The 14,407-nt window shown below is 55.3% G+C and carries 18 protein-coding genes; 12 read left to right on the top strand and 6 right to left on the bottom strand.

Annotated features, from left to right (window positions below; genetic code table 11):
- Positions 1 to 29 precede the first annotated feature (29 nt).
- From C8E02_RS05490 to C8E02_RS17165, 3 genes are all read left to right on the top strand, one after another.
- Positions 30 to 527, top strand: a complete 498-nt coding sequence (locus C8E02_RS05490; protein WP_047965450.1) for a glycoside hydrolase family 24 protein — start codon at positions 30 to 32, stop codon at positions 525 to 527.
- Positions 524 to 1,045 carry a lysis system i-spanin subunit Rz gene (locus tag C8E02_RS05485; RefSeq protein ID WP_120809960.1) on the top strand — a complete coding sequence of 174 codons (522 nt, stop codon included), beginning with the start codon at positions 524 to 526 and terminating at the stop codon, positions 1,043 to 1,045. The genes C8E02_RS05490 and C8E02_RS05485 overlap by 4 nt, the downstream gene beginning before the upstream one ends.
- Positions 1,046 to 1,129: 84 nt before the next feature.
- Positions 1,130 to 1,648: a hypothetical protein gene (locus C8E02_RS17165; RefSeq protein WP_147424450.1), complete on the top strand. Its 519-nt coding sequence runs from the start codon at positions 1,130 to 1,132 to the stop codon at positions 1,646 to 1,648.
- A gap of 198 nt (positions 1,649 to 1,846) precedes the next feature.
- On the opposite strand, the gene C8E02_RS17390 is transcribed toward C8E02_RS17165, so the two are convergent.
- Together C8E02_RS17390 and C8E02_RS05480 are read right to left on the bottom strand one after the other, a co-directional pair.
- Complete coding sequence (locus C8E02_RS17390) at positions 1,847 to 2,005, bottom strand: hypothetical protein (RefSeq protein WP_170152111.1); 159 nt, start codon at positions 2,003 to 2,005, stop codon at positions 1,847 to 1,849.
- On the bottom strand, positions 2,005 to 2,412 hold the full coding sequence (locus C8E02_RS05480; RefSeq protein ID WP_120809959.1) for a hypothetical protein: 408 nt from the start codon (positions 2,410 to 2,412) through the stop codon (positions 2,005 to 2,007). Before C8E02_RS05480 ends, C8E02_RS17390 begins: the two co-directional genes overlap by 1 nt.
- Before the next feature lie 42 nt (positions 2,413 to 2,454).
- Between C8E02_RS05480 and C8E02_RS17385 the strand changes: the two genes are divergently transcribed.
- Entirely contained in the window at positions 2,455 to 2,619 is a 165-nt protein-coding gene (locus tag C8E02_RS17385; RefSeq protein WP_170152110.1) for a hypothetical protein, read from the top strand.
- 16 nt (positions 2,620 to 2,635) lie between these two features.
- Here C8E02_RS17385 and C8E02_RS17160 read toward each other — a convergent pair whose 3' ends face one another.
- Both C8E02_RS17160 and C8E02_RS17605 read right to left on the bottom strand, forming a co-directional pair.
- Positions 2,636 to 2,977, bottom strand: a complete 342-nt coding sequence (locus C8E02_RS17160; protein ID WP_147424449.1) for a hypothetical protein — start codon at positions 2,975 to 2,977, stop codon at positions 2,636 to 2,638.
- A 27-nt stretch (positions 2,978 to 3,004) separates the two neighbouring features.
- On the bottom strand, positions 3,005 to 3,709 hold the full coding sequence (locus C8E02_RS17605; RefSeq protein ID WP_120809958.1) for a thermonuclease family protein: 705 nt from the start codon (positions 3,707 to 3,709) through the stop codon (positions 3,005 to 3,007).
- Positions 3,710 to 3,863: 154 nt separating this feature from the next.
- On the opposite strand from C8E02_RS17605, the gene C8E02_RS05470 reads away from it, so the two are divergent.
- The 5 genes from C8E02_RS05470 (at position 3,864) to C8E02_RS05445 (ending at position 8,213) form a co-directional block, all read left to right on the top strand.
- Positions 3,864 to 4,373 (top strand): DUF805 domain-containing protein, encoded by a 510-nt coding sequence (locus C8E02_RS05470; protein WP_211329182.1) that lies wholly within the window; start codon positions 3,864 to 3,866, stop codon positions 4,371 to 4,373.
- A gap of 511 nt (positions 4,374 to 4,884) precedes the next feature.
- Complete coding sequence (locus C8E02_RS05460) at positions 4,885 to 5,154, top strand: hypothetical protein (RefSeq protein ID WP_120809955.1); 270 nt, start codon at positions 4,885 to 4,887, stop codon at positions 5,152 to 5,154.
- Positions 5,155 to 5,308: 154 nt separating this feature from the next.
- Complete coding sequence (gene kwaA, locus C8E02_RS05455; RefSeq protein ID WP_120809954.1) at positions 5,309 to 5,887, top strand: anti-phage protein KwaA; 579 nt, start codon at positions 5,309 to 5,311, stop codon at positions 5,885 to 5,887.
- Entirely contained in the window at positions 5,888 to 6,847 is a 960-nt protein-coding gene (kwaB, locus tag C8E02_RS05450) for an anti-phage protein KwaB (RefSeq protein WP_120809953.1), read from the top strand.
- Between the two features lie 223 nt (positions 6,848 to 7,070).
- Positions 7,071 to 8,213 (top strand): BRO family protein, encoded by a 1,143-nt coding sequence (locus tag C8E02_RS05445; RefSeq protein WP_342766769.1) that lies wholly within the window; start codon positions 7,071 to 7,073, stop codon positions 8,211 to 8,213.
- An 87-nt stretch (positions 8,214 to 8,300) separates the two neighbouring features.
- On the opposite strand, the gene C8E02_RS05440 is transcribed toward C8E02_RS05445, so the two are convergent.
- Positions 8,301 to 9,776 (bottom strand): N-acyl-D-amino-acid deacylase family protein, encoded by a 1,476-nt coding sequence (locus tag C8E02_RS05440; protein WP_120809951.1) that lies wholly within the window; start codon positions 9,774 to 9,776, stop codon positions 8,301 to 8,303.
- A gap of 82 nt (positions 9,777 to 9,858) precedes the next feature.
- On the bottom strand, positions 9,859 to 10,641 hold the full coding sequence (locus C8E02_RS05435; RefSeq protein ID WP_120809950.1) for an ABC transporter substrate-binding protein: 783 nt from the start codon (positions 10,639 to 10,641) through the stop codon (positions 9,859 to 9,861).
- A 279-nt stretch (positions 10,642 to 10,920) separates the two neighbouring features.
- On the opposite strand from C8E02_RS05435, the gene C8E02_RS05430 reads away from it, so the two are divergent.
- The 3 genes from C8E02_RS05430 (at position 10,921) to clpP (ending at position 14,403) form a co-directional block, all read left to right on the top strand.
- The gene (locus C8E02_RS05430) at positions 10,921 to 11,838 is read left to right on the top strand and encodes a LysR substrate-binding domain-containing protein (protein WP_120809949.1); all 918 of its coding nucleotides are present in this window, start codon (positions 10,921 to 10,923) and stop codon (positions 11,836 to 11,838) included.
- Between the two features lie 598 nt (positions 11,839 to 12,436).
- Entirely contained in the window at positions 12,437 to 13,747 is a 1,311-nt protein-coding gene (tig, locus tag C8E02_RS05425) for a trigger factor (protein ID WP_120809948.1), read from the top strand.
- Positions 13,748 to 13,770: 23 nt separating this feature from the next.
- Positions 13,771 to 14,403, top strand: coding sequence for an ATP-dependent Clp endopeptidase proteolytic subunit ClpP (clpP, locus tag C8E02_RS05420; protein ID WP_047965442.1), 633 nt, complete (start codon positions 13,771 to 13,773; stop codon positions 14,401 to 14,403).
- Positions 14,404 to 14,407: the final 4 nt, after the last annotated feature.

Here is a 14,407-nt window from a genome sequence, read left to right as displayed (position 1 = left end):
GAGGCGGGTTTTTTTATGGAAGGAGTCACATGGCTCGCATCTCGGAGCAAGAGGCCGGTGGCCGCAATGTCCTTGCCTTTCTCGACATGATCGCCGTGTCCGAGCTGGGGCGTGGCCTGATCGCCGCCAGCGATGACGGTTACAACGTCATCGTCGGGAGCACCGTAAAGGCACCGTTGCTGTTCAGCAGCTATAGCGATCACCCGCGGCGTGTCATTGATTTGCCGAAGCTGGGCATCAAGTCCAGCGCCGCCGGCCGTTACCAGATCCTGGCGCGCTATTACGACGCCTACCGCAAGCAGCTGGGCCTCAGCAACTTCGGCGCCATCAATCAGGACCGCATCGCGCTGCAGCTGATCCGCGAGTGCCGCGCTCTGGACGACATCCAGCGTGGCAACATCGCCACCGCCATCAGCAAGTGCCGCAGCCGCTGGGCATCGCTGCCGGGGGCTGGCTATGGCCAGAACGAGCACAACGCCCAAACGCTGCTGGCCGTGTATGAGATGGCAGGAGGTCGCTTGGCATGATCAATAGCAAACTCGTTCCCATCATCGTTGTGGTGGCGCTGCTCGGGCTGTCGCACGGCCTCGCGTACTGGTCTGGCCAGTCTGCCGAGCGACAAGACCAGCAGCTCGCCGCGGTCACTCGCGAGCGTGACGACAACGCCGCCATCAATGATTTGCAGCAGCAACTGCGCCGCGCCGAGTCCGCCGCAGCCGGCCAGCTGCTGGCCGCCGAAACCCGTTACCGTGAAGGATTGCTCAATGTACAAGCTGAAAAGAACCGCATTCTTGCTGACCATGTTGCTGGCCGTCAGCGCATGTCAGTCCCCGTCAAAGCTGCCAGCGGCACAACTGCAAGCGCTGCGGCCAACCCTGCCGGCGACGGCGCCGATCCAGCGCCACGCGCCGAACTTTCTCACGAGGCTGCAGAGTTTCTTGTCGGCCTCGCCGCCGAGTCTGACGCCGTCGCAGTAGAACTGAACCGCTGCGCGGATCGGGTAGATATTTACGAACGGCTATTAATAAAAGAGGAGGGCAGTTAGTACAAACGGTTTCGTTAATATTGCATTGATAAAGTACAGCGGCATTGATAACCTGATATCCGGATCAAATACTGAAGCCTTCCTATGCGCGCTCTCCCGAAATCGTTGCTTGTCGCTGTGCCTTTTGCTTTTGCTGCAGTGGGTTGTGCCGGTGTGAACACGGCATTGCAGCAGACCAATGCAGCCTTGACTGCCGTGAATAACACCTTGAGTGGCGCCGCAAGTGTCAATGTTGACGCCGCACTCGCGACACCCCCGAAAGCCTTGGCCCAAGACGTGACTTCAGCAACGCCAATGGTAAAAGACCTGGTCACGACATCCGCTTGTTTGCCGACGAAGACCGCTGGTGCGGCTGCACGTTACCTGGCTCGCTTCTATGATGGTTCTGGCTACGGTATTGCTTATGCCGACCCTAAATTATCAATGAGGTACAACCAGTCCCGCTGCTTGGGCGTTGATCGTGTCGGAAACTGGGAGCAACCGGCGAAGAACGTCTTGAAGTTCACAGTGACCTACGTGTCTGACAGCAGCGGTGAATCAGCACTGGAGCGATACACCATCCACCGAAACGATAGTGCAAGATGGTATCTGCGAGGCTTTTAAGCCGCGCGCATTAAAAAAGCCCGGCAGTCGCCGGGCTTTGTCTTGGCCATCAGGCCACTTCCACATCCTGTAACGCCTCCGGAAGCGTCAGCGCCGCTCATAGCAACGTTTGCACAGCATAGATCGGCCCGCGTCACCCTTGCCCCCACTCCTGCAACATGCGGGCGCTTATCTGCAAAATGGCTGCGAAGGCTTTTGCTACAGCTCCGTCTTGGTACGTGCTTCTGCGGCCAGCGTTGGAGCCACCTCCGTCACCCGCGCGGCCTCATTGGCCTTCATGGCCTTGACCGATGCCAGCAACTCGGCGCCCAGATCACGCTTCGCGTCGCGTGCGGCCAGATCCTTGCCATCTCGCATCAATCTTCTCCTTGTTCAATCAGCTTTGTCAGCGCTTGGGACATTTTCTGGATCGTCGCCATAGTCTGTTTGTCATAAGGCTTATAAACCATGCGTGGCTTGATCAGGCTTCCACGATACTCATCATGTGCCAAGATGAAGTCAATGTAGGTTTGCAGGCGCTCAGGTTTGGTTGTCTGGCGAGTCAGTTCCTTCTTGAAACGATGCTGCAGGCGCGTTAGCTCTTCATCCTCATGGCCACTGAAGCCATCACCAAACTCATCCGACAGATCAAAATACTCACCGCAAAACTTGGCCTGACTCCAGCCTAGTTCTTGCAATAGCCCCTTGATCTCAGCCTGTTTTTCTATCGTGCAGAGCATTTGTGCATTGTCCCCAAATGTCCCCAAGGAGCTTGTTAATGTCATGTTGCGTCCTCGGGGCGTACCATTCAAACCTAGGAGAACATCATGTCGAAACCAGCCAAGCCAATGACCCCTGAAGCGGCTCGCCGCATCCAGAGTGGCGTCGCCAAAGTAAATGGTGGCGTTGTACCAAAAGATTCATTCAGCACGCGGGCAACCAGTGCCGGCGACAAAAACGTCAATACGGGCAAAGTACCAGGCAAGAAGTAAAAACAAGGGATCCTGTTCAACGCTTTGTGCAGGATCCCTGCATGGCCGCCTGAAAAACAGCATCAAAAATCTGCTCGTCTTTTGGTTGCGACCGGATCAAATCGGCAAAGCTAAATTTCTCTTCCAATTTTGAAACGGCACATGCACAAGTGCTTCGCTTTTTGTTGTATGTCGCTTCGGTCATTTGTGTTTCGTCGCCGTTTAAACAAACATCTAGCAAAATGAACTCAAGTTCAATTGGCCAGCGATTGCCTTTGTATTGCGCGAATTGCATTGATCGAATGAGGTCGGCTTGTGCAAATGCAGAAGTTACGAAGGTGCTAAGCGCTGCAATCGCGAACCATGTTTTGAAATTCATCAAGCATCTTCCTTTAGGTGTCATGTGCTACCGGCACATCTTCTCGCACGGCACGCCATCGTGATCCCCGTCGATCTTCACGTTCGGGCAATACCGCAGGTAATACTTTGCCTCCTCGCAGCTCACCATCTGGCTGCAGTGCTCCTTCCCCGAGCAGCTGAAACCCGCGGCAGAACGGCGCGGCTTCAGGATTGGATCGGGTACCGATGAAGCAGGGGCGCTTGGTGCGGGTAGGGCAATCGGGCGGGAAGGCGCAGACGCCGCCGGCATCTGCCGTTTCTCGTGGCGCCACACCCACGGTGCTACCGGATTCGGGTCCGCCCACAGCCCCGTGCCGTAGCTCTTCGCGAAAGCCTCCGCGCCGTCATAACCGCTGTCACGCGAATACTGCCGGTACACCCACGCCATGCCCTTGCGCAGCTGCTGGCGGTTCACATCCAGATCCCCCACAAACACCTTCGCCACCGTCCGGCCATAGCGGTCGCGCGTCTCCGGCTGCAGCACCACCTGCTTGCCATACACCATTGCCGACAAAGCCTGTTTCGACTTTTCGCCGAACGGCTGGTTTTTCTCCGGCGCATCGATCTGCGCCAGGCGCACCTTGATGGATTGATTGCCGGCAGCCAGGCAAGTCAGCGTATCGCCATCCGACACACCCACCACCTTGCACGAGATATCCGCAGCCATCACGTTGGCCGCAAAGACAAAAGAGAGGATAGATAACAGTTTCATGGGCGGATCATGCCAGAACCATAGCAATTCTGGCAAAGCCAGCCCGGTCGATGTCCGCGGCTGGTGCGCTCACCAGTACGTCCGAATTTTATGCCAAGTGTGACAAAACATCTTGATGGCATGGTAAAGCGCCCGAGAAATGCGCAATAATCCCATGTCATTGCAACTGGATAATGGTTTCCGGTCAAAGGGGGATGTGAGCATGTTTTGTCAAAAATGTGGCCAGAACAATCAAGACCTGGCCAAATTCTGCAGCCGCTGTGGCACCAGCCTTGGCAGTGTGGCGGCACCAAGTGATATGCGCTTCAGCGCAGGCCCAGCGCCGGAGCAGATGACTTTTGGCAAGGCAATCTCCACCTGCCTGTCCAAGTACGCCGACTTCAAAGGACGTGCAGCACGGGCGGAATACTGGTGGTTTGTCCTGTTTACCTGCCTGGTGTCGGTCGTCGCCATCATCATTGACCCTTCCGAAGTGCTCGCAAACGTACTGTCGCTGGTCTTTTTCCTGCCGTCTCTGGCCGCGGCCACACGCCGACTACACGATGGCAACCGCAGTGGCTGGTGGCAGCTGCTGGCCATCACTGTCATTGGCCTTATCCCGCTCCTGATCTGGATGTGCAGCAAGGGCGATCCACACCGCAATGATTATGGCCAGCCGGTCTAAGCATCCAGCGCCAAGAGCATTGGTCGCGGCCAACCGCATGGGCGTCTTTGCAAAATAAACCGCCGCACCTGGCCAGCCCCAACGTTGGCCGCAAAGCAAAAGGGCAAGCCACGCGGCTTGCCCTTGTCACGAACCACCCTCACACCTCATCTCGGCGTCCCGCTGCCGGGCGGCGCATTGCCGCGGCCGGTACCGGACGGGGCGCCAGTCGTGCTCGGCCAGTTGCCACCCGGTCCGGGGTGGCTGGACTGGCCACGCCCGCCGCTGGTGCCTCTCCCGCCGGATGTCCCGCCGCCTTTACCTGCTCCTGAACCACCGCCACCTTTAGCCATTACGCACTCCTTCACCTACCGGAAACAACGACAGGCGCAGCGCCGGCAAACGCCAGGGCCTGCCATTCCCTAGATGTAGCAGCCACCAGCCAAACGGCAAGCACAAATCTGCGCAATGTCATTGAAATAAAAAATCAGCCAGACCAGAATACAACGTCAACCACACGCAAGGCGCTGCCATGGCCTCCAACGAAATCATGTGGATTCCCTTTGTGCTGCTGAGCCTGTACGACTGGGCGGGTGGGTGGGGCGTGCTCGCGTTGCTGACGGGGAGTGCGCTGCTTGGCGGGCTGCTTGCACGTTATGGCCGTCACATTGCACTACGGCTTGTTGCTGCCGGCGTGCTGGCCAGCTCCGCACTCGGCTGGTTCACGCTGCTACTGCCGGCCTATGCCTTCTCCTGGGCGCCTTGGGTTGAGCCGACAGGCTTGCCTTGGCCGTGGTGGTAATTAAATCACTTGTAGCTCACTGTAAAATATGCGTGAAGTTGATTTATTTTAAATGCGCAATTTAACAATAATGTTTTTTTGGATGATATTTTTAATAAATTGATTCCAGTTATGTGCGCATGAAAATGCCTGCTCTTAGAGGAGGGTTGTGTATATGGTTTTTCGCAAAGTAGGTTTGTATTTGATATCAATATCGTTATTATTTGTTTTTGTGATAATACTAAAGATTGATATTCCTTTGTGCATCGGATTTGACTGTGTTTTTTTAAGTACAACATCCATATTAAAGGCAAATATTATACCAATAATTTGTTTTGTTTTGTTGCTTTTGGCTTTGTTTTCATATCAAAAATTTAAATTTGACTTGAGTGGCGCCACCGAGATTCCTTTTCAAGCAAAAAATGTTGAGGGTTTAAATTATGAGCACTTAACTTTTCTTGCTACGTATGTTATCCCATTGGTTAGTTTTGATTTTGATGACGCAAGATACTTAATTGTGCTCGGCGTTCTTTTGGTCATTATGGGTGTAATTTATGTGAAGACAGATTTATTTTATGCAAACCCGTCGTTGGCGCTTCTTGGGTTTCATATATACAAAGCAGATGGCAGTTTTAAGGGCGGAGAGGAGAAGGCAGGTTTGATATTGATATCCCTTAGAAGGCTTTCCAATAACGAGAAGGTTTCTTATATAAAGCTGGATGATCGTATATTCTACGTTGCAAAGGTTAACTAAATGAATAAGCAAGATTTGGATTTGGCGCTGAATTACTTCATTAACAACAAGAGTGATGTTGGGGTTGTTGTTTATGCAATCATGAAAGGTGAAGAAAAGCCTAAGAAGCTTGATATTGAGGGTAAGGCATTGCCAGACCTTAAGGAGATGTTCTTAAGTTCGGTGCTTGAGGGGGTTGTAAATAATGGAAAACTCACTTTGATGAATTTATCATCTTCCGATGAGCGTGCCAATGCCATATATGAGTATGATATTGACAGGCCGGCTGAACTAAGTGCACTCGATAAAATAAGCTCAATTGGTAATCATGAGATTTTTAATTTATCGGATAATAGTATTGAAGATGTTGTTGCTTTGCTGATTGAGATTGGAAACAACGAAAAGCAACTCGTGTTGTACAAAACAATGGCTCGTGTAAATATTTATGGTCGCACTAGTTTTTTCATGAAAAAATCACCAGAACGGTTTGAAAAAATTAGTGAAGAGTTTTTTAGGATTAGCCCGAACTTTCATTTGTTACAGGTGGATGGCTCTCTTATTGTTTTGGATCTGCCCACGATAGAGAGATTCTTTGGCTTTCATGATGTAATTAAAAATGAGGCTAGCCTTGGGGTGGAGACCATTGAGAATTCAGCTCTAGTTGAAAATCCAGAGACCCTCCGGGAGCTTATTGATGATGTATCATTTGCACGCAAGTTAACAAGGATTGCGAAATCGTCGCCCGTAATAAAGGCTGGCATACCAAATGACAAAATTATAGATTTTTGCAAATCATTTCCGAGCTTAAAAGACAAAATAAGATTTAATGCGGATGAGTCAAAAATCTTGTTGGATACTAGAAAATCAAAAGACTTGTTTGTTCATTTGTTGATGGACAACTTTCTTATGTCTGAACTTACTAATTATCAATATACAAGCTTGGCTAAAGATGATGCGTCTATTGATGTGGTAGACGCCTGAGGTCAAACTTTAATGGGGTGATTTTTGGAGCAATCTAATGCAGATGCATAATGTTCCTATTGCTCATTTGGCAGAAGGGTTGCGCGGCTTCTTATAGGGCTTGACGTGCCTTTGCCTCGTCTACTATGCTATGTGTATCACGCTCAATAGCGTGAACGGGCTTGGCCGCCCGTGTAATCACAGGCGAACAGAATAGCCGCCATCATTGCGGCTTTTTGTTTGAATGCACTCGTGCGCGCAGTTTATGGCGGGCCGGGTGGGGACACCTTCGGGTGTGCCGGTGTCCTGTGAGCCGGTCGGCCAACCCCACCTTGGTCTGCCACCCTTGCTTGGCCGCGGGGGTGGCGGGAAAAAACCGCTATCACAGGAGTTAGAAATGACTGCTCACATTCAATCCCTTGGCGCGTCCGCACCTGCTGTTTTCTCTTTTGGTTCCTTTGATGTCCGCACCTTCGATCGTGAAGGTGAGGTGTGGTTTGTTGCGTCTGACGTTGCTGCTGCGCTGGATTACCGCAATGCGCCCGATATGACGCGCTCTCTGGATGAAGACGAAAAGGGTACGCACATTGTGCGTACCCTTGGTGGAGAACAGGCGTTGGTCATCATCAACGAATCCGGCCTGTACTCCGCGATCCTGAAAAGCCGCAAACCGGAAGCGAAGCGCTTCAAGCGCTGGGTGACGCACGAGGTGCTGCCGTCGCTGCGCAAGTCCGGCAGCTACGCCTTGCCGTCGGCTGCGGCCAACGTTGCGGCGCCTGGCGTGGCGATGCTGGACGATCTGCCGGTGCTGACCATGCAAAGGTTGGCCGCATGCTTCGGCATGAGCATCGATCCGATCCGGCGCAACCGCGAGCTGTTCCCGGAGCGGTTTGTCCACGGTGTGCACTGGTTCCGGCTGGAGGGTGACGCGCTGCGCCGCTTCGGGCTGGCCAATCTGCACACTGGCGAGGTGTCGCGCAACTTCGGCCGCAGCATGATCGTGTGGACAGAGGCGGGCGCGCAGATGCACGCGGCGTGCTTTGCGCCGGCACAGGGTAAGGCAGGGTTGGCCGCGGTGGAGGCATACTTGCGGGGCGAGGCCGCACCATCGGCTATCGCGCCAGTGTCTGCCGCCGCGGCTATGCCGGCGCCAGGGGCGTCTATGCCTTGGCCGGTGTCGCCGGCTGATCTGGCGAGGGGCGGGCGGGTGTTGCTGAGCATGAACCATCGCGGCGTGCTGCAAGCTGAGCCGGTACCGACCGAGGCGTTTGTGGCGACAGCGGCGGAGCTGGCCAAGCAGCTCGCCGCGCCGGATGTGATGTGGACCCGCGACGATCTGCACGCCATCGGCGCCGCCGCCATGGCCAGGCTGGCGCGGCGGGGGTAGAAAGAAAAGGCGCCACCGGTGGGTGGCGCCTTTTTTATGGCGTAGGGGTTCGCACCGTAACCGGATACGCCTGATGCGTTGTGTCGATCAGGCTGGGAGTGGTACGGCCATGCCGGAGCGAGTCAGGAAGCGGCCGTTCCGCTGGCTGGCCAAGTCGGGTCTCGTGGAGTAGGCCACTTGCCCGTTGACCAGTAATAGCGTCACGCCGACAGCTGGTGCGATTGGCTGTTCGAAGGTGGCTGCGTCGCTGATGGTTGTCGGGTCAAATACAACGAGATCGGCAAAATGGTCGGTAGCTATCGTGCCGCGGTTGGTCAGCCCAAAGCGCTGTGCCGGCAGGGAGGTCATTTTGCGCACGGCTTCTTCCAGGCTAAACAGCCCGATGTCTCGCGAGTAGTGGCCCAGCACGCGCGGGAAGGTGCCCCATAGTCGCGGATGAGGGTGGCTATCGTGCGGGATGCCATCCGACCCGATCATTACCAGTGGGTGTGCCAGGATGCGCTGCACGTCGTCTTCGCTCATGTCGAAGTACACGGCACCGGCTGGCGACAGGCGCTCGCAGGCTTCGTGCTGGCTGATCTGCCATTCTGCTGCGATGTCAGCCAGGTCTCGGCCGGCTACCTCCGGGCATGGGGTGGACCAGGTGATAATGATGCGGATGCTTTCGTCGATGGCATCGGCGCGCAGCACGGTCGAGCACGCGGAGTAAGGGTAGGCGTCAACGTGAATTTCTTGGTTGGCCGCCGCCTGTTCGATCACGCGCAGCGTGTCTACGCTCCGACCCCAGTTTTTCCGCCCCGCGCACTTGTGGTGCGAGATGACGACCGGCACTTCGGCACGGCGCCCGGTTTCGAAGGTTTCCTGCAACGATTCCATGACGAAGTCGTCTTCGTCACGCATGTGGGTGGTGTATATCCCGCCGGCGTGGCTGGCTTCCTTTGCCAGTTCGACGAGTTCGTCCATTTCGGCCGCGTTGGCAGGCTGGTAGTACAAGCCAGAGGACAGGCCCGCGGCGCCTTCTGCCAGCGCCTTGCGCAGTATCGAGCGCATTTGCTGTGTTTCTTCTGCGCTTGCTGGGCGATCCAGCTCGTCCATGACGGCTACGCGCAGGGTGGAATGCCCGACTAGCGCCACAACGTTCACTGCCGGCACGGCCTGGTTGACGGCCTTGATGTAGTCGCGCATTGAGTCGAAGACAAAGTCTTGCTTGCTGCCCAGCAGGTTGAGTGGCGGCACCGGGTCGGACGTGGTGAGCTTGAGTGGTGACAAGCTGATGCCGCAGTTGCCAACGACTACAGTGGCTATGCCTTGGCTCACTTTGGGTTGCATTGACGGGTCGATCAGCACCAGGCGGTCGTCGTGTGTGTGGACGTCGATAAAGCCGGGGCTAACCACCAGTCCTTCAATATTGATGGTTTGCCTGCCTTTCAAGGTGCCTGGGCTGCGGATGGCGGCGATGCGATCGCCATTGATGGCGACGTCGGCCATGTAGCGCGGTGCACCGGTGCCGTCGATCACGGTGCCGTTGCGCAGCACGATGTCGTAGATCAGTGGAGTGGACATTGTTGGGCGATTTTCAGCTATGAGTGGTGGGTGCAGGCCGGTGTGATGGGAAAACCGGCCTGCCTGTCAGCAAAGGTGGTGATCAGCCGCCAGAAATATCGAAGTCGAAGTATTTCTTCATCAGCTTGTGGTAAGTGCCGTTTGCCTTGATTTTGGCCAGAGCCATATTCAAGTCTTTTTCAAGCGCAGGGCTGTCTTTTCGAATGCCGATGCCCACGCCGGGGCCAAAGATTTTGTCGTCACGCAGCGGCTCGCCGGCTAGTTCGAAATTTTTTCCTTCCGGCCTTCCCAGGAATAGCAGCTTGGCTTGTACGGTAGATTGCACCGCGCCATCCAGACGTTCGGCTCGCACGTCTGCGTATACCTGGTCTTGAGACTGGTAGCCAACCACCTGCACGCCCTTGGGTGCCCAGTAGGTACGAATGAAGGTTTCCTGGGAGGTGCCTTTTTGCACGCCGATGCGCTTGCCGCGCAACGATTCGGCGGTAGGCAGCAGACCGGAGCCTTTGCGTACCATCAGGCTGGCGGTGGACAGGTACAGACGGTTGGTGAAGTTGATCACTTGCTTGCGCTTTTCCGTGATCAACATGCCAGAGAGAATGGCATCGAATTTTTTGGCCATCAGGCCAGGAATCATGCCGTCGAACCCCTGTTCTACCCAGACGCATTTGGCCTTGAGTTCGGCACACATGGCATTGCCCAGATCGATGTCAAAACCGACGAGCGAGCCATCCGGCATCTTGCTTTCGAACGGTGGGTAGTTAGGCTCGACACCGAAGCGAATGAGCTGTGTCTCGCTGGCATGGCTGCCCATGCTTGCCAGGGCACAGAAGGCGAGGGTGATTCCGGTCACGCTTTTTTTCATGTTGACTCCTCTATGTGCATCTTGAGATTGAATGCGATCTGCGATTGGCTGCTGGTATGAATAAAGCCCCGATAACCCGTGGATTACCCGAAGTTTTTCTGTCTGAAGCAGGTGAAAAAAGTATTGCATAGGCGTTACAAGGGGGCGGTGAAACATATCGATGCCCCTATTCATCTGATTCAAAACTGCGTGCGCAAGGCATGGCGAGGCCGATCGCTGGTTGACAGTCGTGGTGCCTGCCGATGTAATCGGCATCCTTGCGACTGGAGTCAGTAAGCGATGAGTCAACTCCCCCCATTGCATGCATTGCGTGTATTCGAGTCGGTTGCGCGCCTCAGCAGCTTCACGGCTGCAGCTAATGAGCTGTGTCTGACTCAGAGTGCAATTAGCCACCAGATCAAGAACCTGGAGAGCTATTTCGGCTTCCCGTTGCTGGAAAAACGTAACCGGATGCCGGTGCCGACAGAGGCAGGGCAAGACCTGTTCAAGACGACCCAGATGGCGTTGCAGTTGATTGGTAGCTCGGTCTCGCGATTGCGCGATGGACATGGCAACCAGGTTCGGCTCAAGTCACGCCCTTCGATTGCTTACCTGTGGTTGATGCCGCTGCTCCGGGAGTTTTATCAGGAACACCCGGATATCGAGGTGAGTTTGACCACGGTGTGGGAGGCTTCTCCCTCAGTCCATTGGGATGAGTACGACTATGTGATCCAGTACGGGCCACTAGTGCTGGCTGGTGAAGGTGTAGAACTTTTGCATGAGGAAGTCGTGGTGCCATTATGTGCCCCCGAGCTGTGCCTGAATGGAGGGTTGGAGCTGGAAGCCTTGGCGCAAGTCACGCCCATCCACCCAACCGGTGACCGTATGGGCTGGTCGCTATGGTGGAAGGCGGCTGGCTATTCGCCGCAACCTGCGGCCAGAGAGCAGGTGTTCGATACCGACTACATGGCCATCGCTGCTACTTTGCAAGGTGTCGGTGTCACGTATAGCGACCCTACCTTCGTGCAACCAGATCTGGATGCTGGTCGCCTGGTGATTCCTTATCCACTGCAGGTCAAAACGGGTTATGGGTTCTTCTTGATGTCGACAGCGCGGACCAGGGAGCGAACCTCGCTTAATGCCTTGAAGGAATGGCTGTTCCAGAAAATGCTGGAAGCAGAGGAGGGAGTGCTTCACATCGACAGGGCGCCCGGGTGAGAGTCACCTGTCTTGCCTGCATCAAGCCGAAGCGAAGCCTTGGATCGTGGGGTGATAGGCGGTACAATTCGTCCCAGGTTATTTGTCCCGTCCCGGGATGTATATAAAGGAATATTTACAAGGCTGCCGGGTCTTGTCTTGATGCCTGAGTTTGAGCAGTGATGATGGGGTGCCCGAGGAGTGGCTGGCTGTGAGCCAGTGTCCCATAAGTGTCCCAAAATCAGCCGGTTGCCTTGTGTCAAGCGGGTTCGCGAGTCCCTCCTTTCGCACCACTACATTGCTTCATGGAAAACACTAAACCGCTCAAACCCAAGCACAGCAAAGGTTTCGGCGGTTTTTTGTTTTTACGCACCTGGATTGGTGCGCACTTGGCCGCAAGCGCGATGCACTGTTCATTTGGTGGCTGCGTGCTATACTCATCCCTTGCTTTTGTCGCCAGAATGCGGGCGAGCGGGGCGGCGCCCTGACTGTTCCGCCTTCGGCAATACCTCTGAATTGGTGCAAAAAGCAGATTCAGCCGGTTCTTGTAAAATGTTCCGCCATCTTGCTTTTTGTCTCTGGCTTTAATCTCCCACACCTTTAAATCTAAGGATTGGACATGCAAGTACAATTGGAAACGTTGAGCGGCCTTGAGCGTCGCATGAGCATTGCTTTGCCAATGGCGGCAATCGACGCACAAGTTGCCGAGCGCCTGAAGCGCGTGGCACGCACGGCCAAGATTCAGGGTTTCCGTCCAGGCAAAGCCCCGGCCAAGATCGTTGAAATGAACTATGGCGCGCAGGTTCGTGAAGAAGTGCTGGGCGAGCAAGTGCAACAAGGTTTCTACAAGGCTGCCGTCGAGCAAAAGCTGCGCGTAGCCGGCTACCCGCGTTTTGAATCGGTTGATGCCGCTGGCGACGCCGAGAGCTTCAAGTTTGCCGCTACTTTCGAGGTTTATCCGGAAGTTGTGGTGGGTGAACTGGCTGGCAAGGACGTTGAAAAGGCGAACACGCCAGTGACCGACGCCGAAATCGATAAGACCATCGACATCCTGCGCAAGCAACGCACCCGCTTCAACCACGTTGAGCGCGCTGCGGCCGAAGGCGATCGCGTGATCATCGACTTCAAGGGCAGCATCGACGGCGTGGCCTTCGAAGGCGGCTCCGCTGAAAACTTCCCGTTCATGATCGGCCAGGGCCAGATGCTGGCTGACTTCGAAAACGGCGTGAAAGGCCTGAAGGAAGGCGAAACTGTCAGCGTGACCGTGAACTTCCCTGAGGATTACCATGGCAAGGATGTTGCCGGTAAAACTGCAGTCTTCGACATCACCCTGAAGAGCGTTGCCGAAGCACAACTGCCGGAAGTCAACGAAGAGCTGGCCAAGCAGCTGGGTATTGCCGATGGTGACGTGGAAAAAATGCGCGCCGAAATTCGCAAGAACGTCGAGCGTGAAGTCAAGCGTCGCCTGACTGCCCGCAACAAGGAAGCGGTAATGCAGGTGCTGCTGGATGCGACCACCATCGAGTTGCCGAAGTCGCTGGTTGAGCTGGAAGTTGGCCGCCTGATGGAACAGGCCCGCAAGGACCTGGAGCAGCGCGGCATGGCAATGAAAGACATGCCGCTGCCGGCCGACCTGTTCACCCAGCAAGCCGAACGCCGCGTGGCTCTGGGTCTGATCCTGGCGGAAGTGGTGGAAGCCAACAAGCTGGAAGCCAAGCCTGAGCAAGTCAAGGCTATGATCGAAGAGTTCGCCGACAGCTACGAGCAGCCGGAAGACGTGCTGAGCTGGTACTACGCCAGCCCGGACCGCCTGGAAGGCCCGACTTCGATGGTTCTGGAAGACAACGTGGTTGAATTTGTGCTGTCCCGTGCCAATGTTGTCGAGAAGGAACTGTCGTTTGATGCCTTGATGGGCAACAACGGCCAATAATCAACTGTAATCCGGAGAGGTCGATGAAATCGATGATTGAACCGCAAGGTTTGGGGCTGGTGCCCATGGTGGTGGAGCAGAGCGGTCGTGGCGAACGTGCCTATGACATCTTCTCCCGCCTGCTCAAGGAACGTATCATTTTCCTGGTCGGGCCTGTCACCGATGAGTCGGCCAATCTGGTCGTGGCACAGATGCTGTTCCTGGAGTCGGAGAACCCGGACAAGGACATCTATCTGTACATCAATTCCCCGGGTGGGTCGATTACCGCCGGCATGTCGATTTACGACACGATGAACTTCATCAAGCCGGACATTTCGACCCTCTGCATTGGCCAGGCCGCCAGCATGGGTGCATTCCTGCTGTCCGCCGGCGCCAAGGGCAAGCGTTTCACGCTGCCGCATAGCCGGGTGATGATTCACCAACCGTTGCTGTACGGCGGCGGTCTGAGCGGTCAGGTGACCGATATCGAGATTCATGCGCGCGAGCTGGTGAAAACCAAGTTGCTGATGAATGAATTGCTGGCCAAGCATACTGGTCAGGCGCTGGAACAGATCCAGGCCGATACCGAGCGCGACAATTTCATGTCCGCGGAGCAGGCGCTGGCTTACGGTCTGATCGACAAAGTGCTGACTTCGCGTGCCGAAGTGGCTGCCTAATTCG

This window comes from Vogesella indigofera, assembly GCF_003633895.1.
Lineage (GTDB): Bacteria > Pseudomonadota > Gammaproteobacteria > Burkholderiales > Chromobacteriaceae > Vogesella > Vogesella indigofera.
This window is presented reverse-complemented; position numbering and strand designations above follow the sequence as displayed.